The 13,732-nt window shown below is 70.6% G+C and carries 13 protein-coding genes; 4 read left to right on the top strand and 9 right to left on the bottom strand.

Annotated elements, in window-relative coordinates:
- Positions 1–146 precede the first annotated feature (146 nt).
- From ACFV8T_RS03020 to ACFV8T_RS03030, 3 genes are all read left to right on the top strand, one after another.
- Positions 147–2,117 carry a hypothetical protein gene (locus ACFV8T_RS03020; RefSeq protein WP_385323856.1) on the top strand — a complete coding sequence of 657 codons (1,971 nt, stop codon included), beginning with the start codon at positions 147–149 and terminating at the stop codon, positions 2,115–2,117.
- A 334-nt stretch (positions 2,118–2,451) separates the two neighbouring features.
- On the top strand, positions 2,452–3,093 hold the full coding sequence (locus ACFV8T_RS03025; RefSeq protein WP_124723277.1) for an IclR family transcriptional regulator: 642 nt from the start codon (positions 2,452–2,454) through the stop codon (positions 3,091–3,093).
- 237 nt (positions 3,094–3,330) lie between these two features.
- Positions 3,331–4,119, top strand: coding sequence for a S16 family serine protease (locus ACFV8T_RS03030; RefSeq protein ID WP_385323858.1), 789 nt, complete (start codon positions 3,331–3,333; stop codon positions 4,117–4,119).
- On the opposite strand, the gene ACFV8T_RS03035 is transcribed toward ACFV8T_RS03030, so the two are convergent.
- From ACFV8T_RS03035 to ACFV8T_RS03070, 8 genes are all read right to left on the bottom strand, one after another.
- Entirely contained in the window at positions 4,049–5,389 is a 1,341-nt protein-coding gene (locus tag ACFV8T_RS03035; protein WP_385323859.1) for an MFS transporter, read from the bottom strand. The genes ACFV8T_RS03030 and ACFV8T_RS03035 overlap by 71 nt on opposite strands.
- Positions 5,386–5,583, bottom strand: coding sequence for a hypothetical protein (locus ACFV8T_RS03040; protein ID WP_385323862.1), 198 nt, complete (start codon positions 5,581–5,583; stop codon positions 5,386–5,388). Before ACFV8T_RS03040 ends, ACFV8T_RS03035 begins: the two co-directional genes overlap by 4 nt.
- Before the next feature lie 77 nt (positions 5,584–5,660).
- Positions 5,661–6,269 carry a helix-turn-helix domain-containing protein gene (locus ACFV8T_RS03045; protein WP_385323863.1) on the bottom strand — a complete coding sequence of 203 codons (609 nt, stop codon included), beginning with the start codon at positions 6,267–6,269 and terminating at the stop codon, positions 5,661–5,663.
- 123 nt (positions 6,270–6,392) lie between these two features.
- Complete coding sequence (locus tag ACFV8T_RS03050) at positions 6,393–7,376, bottom strand: glycine betaine ABC transporter substrate-binding protein (protein ID WP_385323866.1); 984 nt, start codon at positions 7,374–7,376, stop codon at positions 6,393–6,395.
- Entirely contained in the window at positions 7,376–8,275 is a 900-nt protein-coding gene (locus ACFV8T_RS03055; protein ID WP_385323868.1) for an ABC transporter permease, read from the bottom strand. The genes ACFV8T_RS03050 and ACFV8T_RS03055 overlap by 1 nt, the downstream gene beginning before the upstream one ends.
- Complete coding sequence (locus tag ACFV8T_RS03060) at positions 8,272–9,543, bottom strand: ABC transporter ATP-binding protein (protein WP_385323869.1); 1,272 nt, start codon at positions 9,541–9,543, stop codon at positions 8,272–8,274. The genes ACFV8T_RS03055 and ACFV8T_RS03060 overlap by 4 nt, the downstream gene beginning before the upstream one ends.
- A complete protein-coding gene (locus ACFV8T_RS03065) occupies positions 9,536–10,183 on the bottom strand; it encodes an ABC transporter permease (protein ID WP_266418664.1) in 648 nt (215 codons plus the stop codon). Before ACFV8T_RS03065 ends, ACFV8T_RS03060 begins: the two co-directional genes overlap by 8 nt.
- Before the next feature lie 15 nt (positions 10,184–10,198).
- Entirely contained in the window at positions 10,199–10,672 is a 474-nt protein-coding gene (locus ACFV8T_RS03070; protein WP_266418666.1) for an Lrp/AsnC family transcriptional regulator, read from the bottom strand.
- Between the two features lie 133 nt (positions 10,673–10,805).
- Between ACFV8T_RS03070 and hppD the strand changes: the two genes are divergently transcribed.
- Positions 10,806–11,951, top strand: a complete 1,146-nt coding sequence (hppD, locus tag ACFV8T_RS03075; RefSeq protein ID WP_385323873.1) for a 4-hydroxyphenylpyruvate dioxygenase — start codon at positions 10,806–10,808, stop codon at positions 11,949–11,951.
- 34 nt (positions 11,952–11,985) lie between these two features.
- On the opposite strand, the gene ACFV8T_RS03080 is transcribed toward hppD, so the two are convergent.
- Positions 11,986–13,641, bottom strand: a complete 1,656-nt coding sequence (locus ACFV8T_RS03080) for a tetratricopeptide repeat protein (RefSeq protein WP_385323875.1) — start codon at positions 13,639–13,641, stop codon at positions 11,986–11,988.
- Between the last annotated feature and the right edge of the window lie 91 nt (positions 13,642–13,732).

The raw sequence follows: 13,732 nt of genomic DNA on the forward strand, positions 1-13,732 counted from the left end.
CGCCCGCTCCGTATCGCATCGGAGCGGGCGGGCGCCTCCCTTTCGAATTCGGAGAATTCCCGCGGCCGTGTCTCGGCCGCGGACGACACCCATGGAGGAGCAACATGCCCGCCCGACAACCGAGAAGAACCGAAAGACCGGGTGCGGTGTTACGCCGTGCCGTGGCCCTCACCGCCGGGGCCGTGCTCGTCTGGACCGGTGGCACCGTCGCACTCGCGCCCGCCGCCGAGGCCGGCACCGTCACCCCGACCGTGCACTGCTCCCTGCCCGCCGGACAGGGCGAGGCGACCGGGCCGCAGCAGATGAGCGTCGACCTCTCGCCGTCGATCGTCGACCCGGGCGGCAAGGTCCACGCCAAGGTCAGCCTCGGTCCGTCCCCCGCCACCAGCGGTCTCAGCCTGAGCGATGTACCCACCACCCCCAGCATCGACTTCGCCATGTCCGGCGGCGCCACCGGCACGGTCACCGTCACCGGCCCCCAGATCAACCTCGACATCCCGTCCGGCAAGCCGATCGAAATCCCGCCGTACGAAGGGGACTTCATCATCCCCGCCGACGCGAGCGGCCCGATCTCCTTCACCCCGGTGCGCAATCTGACGCGTACGAAGGTGCTCGGCTCCACCTACGAGACCCCGTGCGACGTGGTGAGCGGCGGCGGGTCCATCGGCACGGTGACCGCCGAGGGCACCGCGGGCCATCCGGCCACCCTGAACGCGCCCGCCACCGCCGTCCGGCCGTCCACCTCCGTCACCCTGTCCGGCAGCCTGTGGACCGCGGGCGCCACTCCCGTAGCGTCGCTGTGCGCGGCGGACGGCGGCGGCTGCGACCCCGGCAAGTTCGTCTCCGGCACGCTCGCGATCAGCGGTTCCGGGGAACTGTCCGGCAGCGCGGTGCTCGCCGCCGCGGGCGCCGTGCCCGACGGCTCGTACCTGGTGAAGGTCGGTGACGGTACGAAGGAGGCGACCGCGCCCCTGACCGTCAAGGCCTTCGTCCCCGACGGGCCGCGGGCCATCGCGCTCTCCCGCGCCGGCGCCCCGCTCGGCAGCGTCATCGAGGTCACCGGCAGCAACTACTTCCAGGACCGGTGGATCAACACCGTCGCCCTGGACGCGAGCGGGGCGACGCTCGACGACACCGCCGTCTATGTGAAGAGCACCCCCGACGGCACCTTCAGCGCCGAGTTCACCGTCTCCGACCCGGCCATCGCCTCGATCCAGGTCGACGAGGGCAACGATCCGGCCACTGTGCTGACCACCCCGTTCACCGTGACGGACGCCTCCGCGACGCTCTCCGCGGGCGCGGCGAAGGTCAGGCCCGGTGGGACGATCGCCCTCTCCGGCGGCGACTGGCCGACCGGCACCACGCCCACCGCCACGCTCTGCGGCGCCGACGGCGGCTCCTGCGACAGCGCCCGGATCAGCGGCTCCACCCTCCGGATCGGCGCCGACGGAACGCTCGCCGGTACGGTCACGGTCGCCGGATCCACTCCGCGGGCCGAGTACACGCTCCAGGTCACCGCCGGGGGAGCGCAGGCCCTCACCCCGCTGACCGTCGCCCCGTCCTTCGTCGTGCTCACCCCGTCGGCCGGTCCGAAGGGCACCGCCGTCACCGTCATCGGGCAGGGCTTCGCGAAGGTGGCGACCGTGTCCATCGTCGGGCTGCGGGCCGACGGTTCGCAGACGTCCGATCCGGCGAGGACGAAGGTGGTCGGGCTGGACGGGGCGTTCTCGCAGACCTTCAAGGTCGACGCCGCCGACACCGTCGCCATCCGGGTCCGGGAGGTCCTCGTCAACCCGCGTACCGAGACGGCGGCGTTCACCGTCCAGGACGGGACCGTCCCCGCCGGACCCTCCTTCGCGCTCTCGCCACCCGAGGGGCCCGTCGGCACGGCGGTCCAGGTGACCGGTCGCGGATTCGCCCCCGTCGCCACGGTCTCGGTGACCGGCCGCACCGCGGACGGGAAGCGGACCGCCGACCCGTACGTCACCCGGGTCATCGGACTCGACGGCACCTTCGCCCTCGACTTCACCGTCCGCGACCCGGCGACAAGAGCGATCCGGGCCTGTGAGGTGCTCGTGAACGGAAAAATTGTGCAGCAGTCATTCACGGTGAGTTAACGACTGTTCACTTCTGGTACGTGAAGTGCCGTGAAGGCGTCGGCCGACCTGGACGCGCGTAGACCTCCGGGCTTCGGCCGACGCCGCGCTGACCGGCACTTATGCTGCTTCAAGACAACCTTGCCCCGGTCAACGCCCGGATTCTGGACGAGGCCTTCCGCTGAGCGGACTCGCTCGCTACTGTCCCAAAAAATGAACGCCCCGTGGCAGAGCCGCCCCGGGGCGCAGCCGGTGCCTGGTTAGGCCGGCGGCCTCTCCGTGCGTCGCCGCTGGGACCGGCGGCGCACATTCCTGGGAACCAGCCGCTGCCGCTCATCAAAGAGGAGAGGGCGTCGTGACCGCGGAAACCTCCCAGACGCTCGACCGGGGCCTGAGGGTCCTCAAACTGCTTGCCGACACCGACCACGGCCTGACCGTCACCGAGTTGTCCAACAAACTCGGTGTCAACCGGACCGTGGTCTACCGTTTGCTCGCCACGCTGGAGCAACACGCCCTGGTGCGCCGCGACTTGGGCGGCCGGGCCAGGGTGGGCCTGGGGGTGTTGCGCCTGGGCCGCCAGGTGCATCCGCTCGTCCGGGAAGCCGCGCTGCCCGCGCTGCGGTCGCTCGCCGAGGACATCGGGGCCACCGCCCATCTCACGCTGGTCGACGGCAGCGACGCGCTGGCCGTCGCGGTCGTCGAGCCGACCTGGACGGACTACCACGTGGCCTACCGGGCGGGTTTCCGCCATCCGCTGGACCGGGGCGCCGCCGGCCGGGCGATCCTCGCCGCACGCCAGAAGCCGGTCGGCGAGACCGCCTTCACCCTCACCCACGGCGAGCTGGAGGCCGGGGCGAGCGGGGCCGCGGCGGCGCTGGTGGGGGTGACCGGGGTCGAGGGCAGCGTGGGCGTGGTGATGCTCGCGGACTCCGTGCCCGAGCGCGTCGGCCCCCGCGTGGTGGACGCCGCCCGCGAGGTCGCGGACGCGCTCCGGTAGCGCGGGCTCGGCGGGGCCTCGCACGGTCCTGGCGCACCGGGAGCCCCTGGCGTCCCGGCCCCCGCCGCACGGGTTCCGCCCTCGAACGCCGGGCGGGCCGAAGAGATGCCCTCGATCACCGGGCGGGCCGGAAAGGATGCCCTCAAACGCCGGGCGGGTCGGCTGTGCCACCGGGCGGGCCGGGCGTGGCCCCGCGGGGCGGGGCACTCGGTGACCGGGGCCGGTTAGATTGGGCGGGTGCTCACTCGTCTCTCGCGCCCCCGTGCCCTCGTCCTGTGCGCCCTGCCCGTCCTCGCCCTGTTCGGCGTGGCCGCCTTCGCATCGCTGCCGTTCACCCTGGCGCAGCCCGGCTCGACGGCGAACGTGCTCGGGAACGATCACGGCACGCCCGTGATCAGCATCAAGGGCGTACCCACCCGTACCACCGAGGGTGAGCTGCGGATGACGACGATCGTCGCGACCGGGCCGACCGCCGATGTCGGCATCGGCGATGTGATCGACAGCTGGTTCCGTACGGACCGGGCGGTCCTGCCCCGTGACTCCGTCTACCCGACCGGTGGCTCCGAGAAGGAGATCGAGAAGCACAACCTCGACGACATGGTGAAGTCGCAGGACTCCGCGGTCGACGCCGCCCTGAACTACCTCGGGAAGAAGCCCGGCTCGGTCGACGTGACCCTGCATCTCGCCGACGTGGGCGGCCCCAGCGCCGGCCTGTTCTTCGCCCTCGGCATCGTCGACAAGCTCGACGGCGACGGCTCGGGCGGCGATCTCACCGGCGGCCGCACCGTCGCGGGCACCGGCACGATCCAGGCGGACGGCGAGGTCGGCGCGGTCGGCGGGGTGTCGCTGAAGACCCAGGCCGCACACCGCGACGGGGCGACCGTCTTCCTCGTGCCGAAGGCGGAGTGCAGGGAGGCGGGCGCCGAGCTCCCCAAGGGGCTGCGGCTGATCCCGGTCACGACCCTGAAGAACGCGGTGTCCTCGCTCCGGGCACTGGAGCAGGGGCACAAGGTTCCGAGCTGCTGATCTCCCCGGCCGGTGACGGTACGGGCGCGCGGCCCGCCCCGTCCATCGTGCGCCACGCCGGGAACACCAGCGGGCTCAGCGTCGCCAGCAGGTACACCCCGCCCATCGCCAGCAGCGCCCCCCGCACGCCCGCGCTCTCCACCAGCAGCCCGGCCGCGAGACCGCCCACCGGCATGGCCAGTTCGCCGCCCGCCGTGAGGACCCCGGAGACCCGGCTGCGCAGCTCGTCGGGGACCGTTCCGTAGATCACCGTCGTCAGGATCGGGTTCAGCACCCCGCCCGCGAGACCGCTCAGCGCCATGGTCACGGCGAGCGGCAACGTCGTCCCGGTCAGCGCCGCGACCAGGTACCTGGGCGCGCCGCACAGCACCACGCACACCGTGAACACGACCCGCCGCGAGAAGCGGTGCCCGACCGCCCCGTACAGCAGCGCCCCGGTCAGCCCGCCCGCGCCGAACAGCGCGGTGAGCAGCCCGATGTCCCTGGCCCCGCCCAGTTCGGCGGAGGCGTGCACCGGCAGCAGGACGGCGTTCCAGCCCTGGTCGGTGCCGTTCATGAACATGACCATCGCCACGACCGCCAGCAGCAGCCGGTTGCCCAGCAAGTAGGCGAAGCCCTCGCGCAGTTCGGTGCGGTACGCCCGCAGCGAGACCGGCGCCGCGGCCTTGCGGGGCTCGGCCGCGCGCACCCCTCGTACGCCTGCCGCGATCAGCAGCGCGGACGTCAGGAATGTCGCCGCGTCCAGCAGCAGCACGCTCTCCGCGCCGACGAACGCGATCAGTACGCCGGCCAGCGCGGCCCCGACCATCCGGGCGCCGCGCGAGACGGCGTCGAAGAGGCTGGCGGCGCGGGGGAGGGTGGTGCCGGCGTGCTCGGCGAGATCCGGTACGAGGACGTAGCGCGCGGTGTTGCCGGGGGTGTGCAGGAGTCCGCCGACCGCCATCAGTACGCACAGCATCCAGAAGGCGAGGGCGTCCGCGTAGTGCAACAGCGGAATGGCGGCGACGGCGAGGCCGCACACCAGGTCGGAGGCGACGGAGACCCGGCGCCGTCCGATCCGGTCGATGACGGGACCGCCGATCAGGGCGGAGACGACGATCGGCAGGGTCGCGCAGAAGGCGACGACACCGGCCCGGCCGGCGCTCCCCGTGGTCTCCAGGACGAACCACGGGACGCCGATCAGGGTGAGTGAAGTACCGGCCGTGGATATGGAGTTGGCGGACAGTACGGCGATGAGCGGGATACGGCTGCGGTCCCCCCGGACGTTCACGCCGTACCGGCTGCGAAGGGAGTGCGGCCGGGGTGGCGGGGCAGGATGCGCAGTCCCAGGTCGACGAGGGCCCAGCCGAGCCGGGTGCGCAGGCCGGTGTGCGAGGCGGTCGGTGCGAGGCGGAACTCCGTTGCTTGTTCACGTAGTTCGGAGGAATGCAGGCTGTGCAGCAGCAGATGCGTGTCGGAGTGCATGACGGTGTCCTTCCGGTCAGGAGGGGCTCGTTGCCCGCCGGGTCGTCGTGGTGCGGGCTCGTTGCTCCGCGGGCTGGTTACCCCGTGGGGCGCGGGAAGAAGTGCACATGGCTGCGGACGTTGGCCGATCCCTCGGTGCCTTCCGGAACCCGGCCCCGGTAGCTCTCGATGAGATCGTGGACCTTGAGGATCAGCTCCTCGGTGAGATCCGGGGTGAGGCGCACCGCGAAATCGCTGATGTCCCAGCCGTCGCGCCATTCCTCGGGCCATTCGCGCATGGTGCCGACCCAGGTGTTCAGCTCCTGGGCGTGCGAGCTGGCGATCTCGTGGAGTACGACGTCGACCGCGCCGCGCACCTCGGGGTCCGGGTGGGTCAGGAATCTGCCGCTGTCGAAGATGGTGCCCCGGTGTGAGGCCCGCCACCAGCGCTCGCGGCCCTTGCCGCGCTCCGGGACATCCTCGACGAAGCCGTACGCCGCCAGCTGCCTGAGGTGGTAGCTGGTGGCGCCGCTCGACTCGCCGAGCCGGTCGGCGAGACCGGAGGCGGTGGCGGGGCCGTACTCCCGCAGTGCGGCCAGCAGGCGCAGCCGCAGGGGATGGGCCAGTCCGCGCAGGGTGCGGGCATCGACCTTGTGGATGTTCTCGGCTTCGGCGGGGGTCTCGGCGCCGTCCTCCGGTGCGGGCATGGGTAAATCGTAGAGTTGCAAAACTCTCTTTGCAACAAGTTTTTTGCATAAGACTCTTTGCAACGGAATCTTTGCGAGTGGCGGGCGTCGACCGGGGGGAAGGCGGCGACGGAGGCTCCCCGCTCAGCCCTGCTTGATGAACCCCTCCTGGATCAGCCAGTCCTTCGCCACCTCGTGCGGGTCCTGCCCGTCCACGTCCACCTTGGCGTTGAGCAGCTGCGCGACCTCGGTGGTCAGCTTCTTGCTGACCGGGTCGAGCAGCCCGGCGATCTGCGGATACTTCTCGAAGGTCTTGGTGTGGACGACCGGCGCCGCGTTGTAGTTGGGGAAGAAGTGCTTGTTGTCGACGAGCACATCGAGGTTCATCGCCTTGATCCGGCCGTCCGTGGTGAACACCTCGCCCAGCAGACAGGAGTTGGACTTCGAGACCTGGGTGTAGATGATCCCGGCGTCCATCTTCTTGATGTTGGCGGCCGGGAGCGACATCCCGTAGGCCTTCTCCATGCCCGGCAGCCCGTCGTCGCGCGAGGCGAACTCGTTCTCCACGCAGATCGTCACCGCCGACGGGTCCTTCTTCGCCAGCGCCGCGACGTCGGAGAGCGTCTTCAGGTGGTACTTCGCGTTGTTCTTCCGGCTGATGGCGAGCGCGTAGGTGTTGTTGAGCGTGGACGGCGTCAGCCAGGTCACCCCGTTTCTGCGGTCCTGGTCACGGACCGCCACCCACTGCTTCAGCGGGTCGGGGATCGGTTTCGCGTGGCCCAGGTAGGTGATCCAGCCGGTGCCCGTGTACTCGTACATCGCGTCCGCGTCACCCTTGACGATCGCCTCGCGCGCACTGATCGAGCCGGGCAGGTTCGTCCGGTCCAGGACCTCCGCGCCGGCGGCCTTGAAGACCAGGCCGATCATCTGGCCCAGGACGATGTTCTCGCTGAAGTTCTTCGAGGTGACGGTCAGCGAGGCACCGTTCAGCGGCTTCCCCCGGCCGACCGAGCCCGGCTCCACGTCGTCCACCATCGGCGAGCCGCTCTTCAGCCCGCACCCGGAGAGCAGCAGCGCCACCGCCGCCGCCGTCACCGCCAGGCCGGCCCGTACCTTCCGCGGACCCATCACCCCACCTCCAGTCCGCGCGGCGTCAGGGCCACCTCGACCAGTGAGGCCAGCCAGTCCACCAGCAGCGCCAGCACCACCGTCAGTACGGAACCGAGCACCAGCACCGGCATCCGCTGGGTCTGGATGCCCGAGGTGATCAGGTCCCCGAGGCCGCCGCCACCGACGAAGGTGGCCAGGGTCGCCGTGCCGACATTGAGCACCAGCGCCGTGCGCACCCCGGCCAGGATCAGCGGGACGGCGAGCGGCAGTTCGACCTTGGTGAGCGTCCCCGTCGCCGACATGCCGATGCCGCGCGAGGCCTCGACCAGGTTCGGCTCGATCGCCTTGAGGCCGGCCACCGTATTGGAGAAGACCGGCAGCACCGCGTAGATCACCATGCCGATGATCGCCGTGGAAGGGCCGATGCCCAGCCAGATCACCAGCAGCGCCAGCAGGCCGATCGCCGGTGTCGCCTGCCCGATGTTGGCGACCGCCGTGACCACCGGGGCACCCCTGCGCAGCCCGCGCCGGGTCAGCGCGATCCCCAGCGGAATGGCGATGATCAGCACCCAGAACGTCGAGATCGCGGTCAGCCGCACATGCTGCCACCAGCGCAGCTGCACATTGCCGCCGGTCAGCGAGTTCCGCGCGATCGAGTCGAGATGGACATGGGTGATCCACAGATACGTGATGACCAGCACGATCGCGAGTGCGAGCGGCATCATCACCAGCTTGCGCCAGGTCAGCCGGCGCGGCGGACCGGCCGGTGGCGGGGCGGGCTCCTCCTCCTCGTCCCGGAAGGCATGGCCCTTGACGTCGTGCTCACCGGGCGGGCGGTCCTTGTCGGAGGACGGCACGGGCGGCTCGGAGCGTGCCCGGCGGGAGGACTCGTGGTTCAACGGTGAGTCGGGGGTCATACGCCCGCACCGCCCTCCAGCTCCGCCGCGGTCTGGTGGCTGCGCAGCTCCTCCAGGTCGTGCTGGTGCTCGATGGCGGCGAGCCGGTCGGCCTCCAGCAGTTCATGGACGGAGTTCATCAGGGTCTGCATGTCGACGACCCCGATGAACTCGCCGCGCCGCCCGGTCACCGCGACCCGCCCGCCGCTGTCGATCAGCACCGCCTCCAGCGCGTCGTGCAGCGTCGCGTCGCGCGTCACCGTGTCGTGGACCAGCTGCCCGGCCCGTGCCAGCGAACCCCGGGCCCGCATCAGGTCGCCGCGCCGCAGCCACTTGTACGGGCGGTTCCTGCGGTCCAGCATCAACAGCTCGTTGTGCGGGCCGCTGCGCAGCTTGTTGAAGATCGACTGGAGCGGGTCGTCGACCGTCACCGTCGGGAACGTGGCCATCTCCACATCCCGTACGCGGGTGAGGTTGAGCCGCTTCAGCGCCGCGCCGGCCCCGACGAAGCCCGAGACGAAGTCGTCCGTCGGATTGGTGAGGATCGCCTCCGGGGTGTCGAACTGCGCGATGTGCGAACGCTCCCGCAGCACGGCGATCCGGTCACCCAGCTTGATCGCCTCGTCGAAGTCGTGGGTGACGAAGACGATCGTCTTGTGCAGTTCGTGCTGGAGCCGGATCAGCTCGTCCTGGAGGTGGTCACGGGTGATCGGGTCGACCGCGCCGAACGGTTCGTCCATCAGCAGCACCGGCGGATCGGCCGCCAGCGCCCGCGCCACGCCCACCCGCTGCTGCTGACCGCCGGAGAGCGCGCGGGGATAACGCCCGTGGAACTCCCGCGGATCGAGCCCCACCAGATCGAGCATCTCCTCGACCCGGTCCTTCACCTTCGACTTCGACCAGCCGACCATCTTCGGCACGAGGGCGATGTTCTCGGCGACCGTCATGTGCGGGAAGAGCCCGGACGACTGGATCGCGTACCCGATCTTGCGGCGCAGCTTCACCGGGTCGATGTCGGTGACGTCCTCGTCGTTGATCCTGATCCGCCCGGACGACGGCTCGATCAGCCGGTTGATCATCTTCAGGGTGGTGGACTTCCCGCAGCCGGACGGCCCGACGAAGATCACCGTCTCGCCGGCCTTGATGTCCATCGAGACGCTGTCCACCGCCGGGTTCGGGTTGCCCGGATAGTGCTTGGTCAGGTCCTCCAGCTGGATGGTGGCACCGGAGGTGGTTCTCTCCGTTCCGGCGCCGTCGGTGTCCGCGCTCCCGGTGGCGGTCTCAGACACGAATCCCCCTTGGAATGGTGAGCCGCCCGAGCAGTACGTACGCGGCGTCGAAGAGCAGGGCGAGGATGACGATGCCGAGCGTGCCCGCGAGGACCTGATTGATCGCGTTGGCGCTGCCCAGCGAGGCGATGCCGCGGAAGATCTCGTTGCCCAGGCCGGGCCCCGAGGCGTACGCGGCGATGGCGGCGATGCCCATCAGCATCTGGGTGGAGACCCGGATCCCGGTGAGGATCGGCGGCCAGGCGAGCGGCAGTTCCACCCGGCACAGCCGGGCCAGCCGCGACATCCCGATGCCCTTCGCCGCGTCGACCAGTGCCGGATCGACGCCGCGCAGCCCGACGATGGCGTTGCGGACGACGGGCAGCAGCCCGTACAGCGTCAGGGTGATCACCGTGGGCGCGACCCCGAGGCCGACGAGCGGGATGAGCAGACCGATCGCGGCGAGGGAGGGGATGGTGAGGATCGTCGCCGTCGACGTGATGGCCAGCGACCCGGCCCAGCCGCTGCGATAGGTGACGACCCCGATCAGGATGCCCAGCACGGTGGCGATGACCATGCACTGGAACACGGCGCTGACATGCTGGTACGCGTCGGTGAGCAGCTGTTGGTGGCGATTGCCCAGGTACTCCCAGAAGCTCACGCGTCACTCCTCGGCTCAGTCGTTGTCCTCCGCGGCCTGCTCGACGAGCGGGATGATCCGCAGCGGGACCGGGTTCTCCATGACGATGGCCGTGGAGGCCCGGACGATGCCATCAAAACCGACAACCCGGTCGATCACCCGTTGAAGATCGGCGTTGGAACGCGCGACGAGACGGCAGAGCATGTCGCCGTGCCCGGTGGTGGTGTGCAGCTCCAGCACTTCCGGTACGCCGGCCAAGTGGGCCCGTACGTCGGAGCCTTGGCCCTGCTTGATCTCCAGCGTGGCGAACGCGGTGACGGGATAGCCGAGTGCCGCCGGATCGACCGCCGGGCCGAATCCGCGGATGACTCCATTCGACTGAAGCCGGTCGAGCCGGGCCTGCACCGTCCCGCGGGCCACGCCGAGCCTGCGCGATGCTTCCAGGACGCCGATGCGGGGCTCGCGGGCCAGCAGCACGATGAGCCGCCCGTCCAGATGATCGATCGCCATGGTCTTCTCCGGAGGGCCGACGTGATGGTCATCATGTACAGATAGCCCGCTCATCATCCCTATCCGCTGTACAGATTGCCCAGCGGATTCGCAAACTATTGCGCACCTTGCGAAGCGGCGAGAGCCTTCGGACATGACTGAGACTCTGCACACCACCCCCGAGACAGCCCGGCAGGCCGACCCCTTCCCGGTCAAGGGAATGGACGCGGTCGTCTTCGCCGTCGGCAATGCCAAGCAGGCCGCGCACTACTATTCGACGGCGTTCGGCATGAAGCTGGTGGCCTACTCCGGACCGGAGAACGGCAGCCGCGAGACGGCGAGTTACGTACTGACCAACGGATCGGCCCGTTTCGTCTTCACCTCCGTCATCAAGGCCGCCACCGACCACGGCCGCTTCCTCGCCGCCCATGTGGCCGAGCACGGCGACGGCGTCGTCGACCTGGCCATCGAGGTCCCGGACGCCCGCGCGGCCTACGCGTACGCGGTCGAGCACGGCGCCCTCGGCCTCGACGAGCCGCACGAGGTCAAGGACGAGCACGGCACCGTCGTGCTCGCCGCCATCGCCACGTACGGCAAGACCCGCCACACCCTCGTCGAGCGCTCCGGCTACGAGGGCCCCTACCTGCCCGGCTACACCGCGGCCGACCCGATCGTCGAGCCCCCGGCCAAGCGCACCTTCCAGGCCGTCGACCACTGCGTCGGCAACGTGGAACTCGGCCGGATGAACGAGTGGGTCGGCTTCTACAACAAGGTCATGGGCTTCACCAACATGAAGGAGTTCGTGGGCGACGACATCGCCACCGAGTACTCCGCGCTCATGTCGAAGGTCGTCGCCGACGGCACCCTCAAGGTCAAGTTCCCGATCAACGAACCCGCCATCGCCAAGAAGAAGTCCCAGATTGACGAGTACCTGGAGTTCTACGGCGGCGCCGGCGTCCAGCACATCGCGCTCGCCACGAACGACATCGTCGCCTCGGTACGGGCGATGCGGGCGGCGGGCGTCCAGTTCCTGGACACGCCCGACTCGTACTACGACACCCTCGGCGAGTGGGCGGGCGAGACCCGCGTACCCGTGGAGATCCTGCGCGAGCTGAAGATCCTCGTCGACCGCGACGAGGACGGCTACCTGCTGCAGATCTTCACCAAGCCGGTCCAGGACCGCCCGACCGTCTTCTTCGAGATGATCGAGCGCCATGGCTCGATGGGCTTCGGCAAGGGCAACTTCAAGGCCCTGTTCGAGGCGATCGAGCGCGAGCAGGAGAAGCGCGGCAACCTCTGACCCCCGGGTCGGCGCGCCACAGGCTCCGGACTGCTCAACGGCCGCCCGGGGCCTGTGGCGTTGTCGCGGGCTTCTGCGGCTCGGGTTTCTGCGGTTCCGGCTTCTTCGGTTCGGGTTTCTGCGGTGCGGGAGCCTCGGCCGCGGGCACCGGCTCGGGCTCCGGCTCCGGGGCGGGCCGCATGTCGTGCGGGACGACCGGCGGGGGAGGCGTCAGGCTGTCCAGGGCCTCCCGGGCGGCCGGACCGGCCAGCGGCGAGAACAGCGGGTTGGAGCGCAGGGCCTCCTCCAGATTGCGGCGCGCCGGACCGTACTCCCGCAACGCCTTCTGGATCACGCCCAGGTGGTACGCGTACGAGGCGTTCTGCCCACCCGTGTCGACCGCGTGGGCCGCGTACTCCAGCGCGGCGGACGGGTCGCCGGAGCGGTGCAGGGCCCAGCCCAGCGCGTCCGCCACCGCCGCGCTGCGGTGCGAACGCGCCCACGCGCCGTCCAGCAGCTCGACCGCCGCGTCCGGGTCCCCGTGATCGGCCTCGTAACGACCGCGCAGGAGCGCGTTGTCCACGCCCTGGGCCTCGTCCCGGGCGAGCGCCTCGCGGAGCCGTTCGTACTGGATGCGGGCCTCGCCGTCCAGCCCCAGCGACTCGTACAGCTCGCCCAGCTCCAGCATGTATTCGGGCCGGGGGAGATGCTCCAGCGCGGCCCGGTAGTCGCGCTGCGCCTCGTCCGTACGGCCGAGCGCGACCAGTGCCCTGGCCCGGCCCGCGAGCGACGGATGGTGGGCGCGGTCGGTCCGCAGCGCCGCGCTGTACTGCGCGACCGCTTCCTGCGGCTCGCCCCGCTCCCAGGCCAGTTCGCCCAGCAGGGCCAGGCATTCCGCCTTCTGCGCGGGTGTGGCCGCCCGGTCCGCCGCGTCCTGGGCGTTGGCCAGCGCGTCCTCGCGCCAGCCGCGGGCCAGGTACATCCGTGCCGTCTGCAGGAGCGCCGGGACCCCCGCGCGCAGCGCCGTGAACCTCGCCACCGCCGTGTTCACGGACTTGTGGTCCCCGAGACCGCTGTACGCGTCGATCAGCGCCGGATACACGGTCCACTGCTTCGGCTGCCGCGCCCGTACCGTCTCGCCCCACTTCTTCGCCGTGGCGAAGTCGTGCCGGGCGTCGGCGAGCTCCGCGAGTCCCACCCAGGCCGCCGTGTTCCCGTTCTCACCCGGCCGGACATTCAGCGAGCGCTTCAGCGCCTGCTCGGCCCGTCCGTAGTACGCCGTGTCCGCGGAACGCCGCGCCCACTCCACGTAGGCCGTGCCGAGCACCGCCCAGGACCGCGCGTCGGACGGATGCGTGCCCACCCACTGCTGCCGGTCCCCGATCAGCGCCGTCAGATCGGAGAGCGAGGCCGGGGAGCCCGCGGCCGTCGCCGTCAGCGCACGCGAGACCGGGCCGGGCACGGGCGGCGTCGAGGCCTTCTTCCCGTCCTCCGGAACGGCCACCACCGCACCCGTCACCAGCACCGCACCCGCCACCACGCCCAGGGCCGCCCTGCGCAGCGTCGTACGCAGCGAGAGGGGCGGGAGCTCGGCCGGTGACGTCAGCTCGGAGAGCGCGGAGGCGCCGGAGAAGCCGGAGAGCGCGGGGTCGTCAAGGGGAGGGCGGCTCGGTTCGGGGGGCTGCGGAGGCTGCTGCGGCATGACATCCATGCCGATCACTCTGCGTCAGTAATAAGAGCACACCGCGTCTTGTGAAGGCCGCCGCAGACGGGTTCACACCAATGGGCCCGGGTGCCACCCT

Origin of the sequence: Streptomyces sp. NPDC059832 (assembly GCF_042731715.1) — a bacterium.
Classification (GTDB): domain Bacteria; phylum Actinomycetota; class Actinomycetes; order Streptomycetales; family Streptomycetaceae; genus Streptomyces.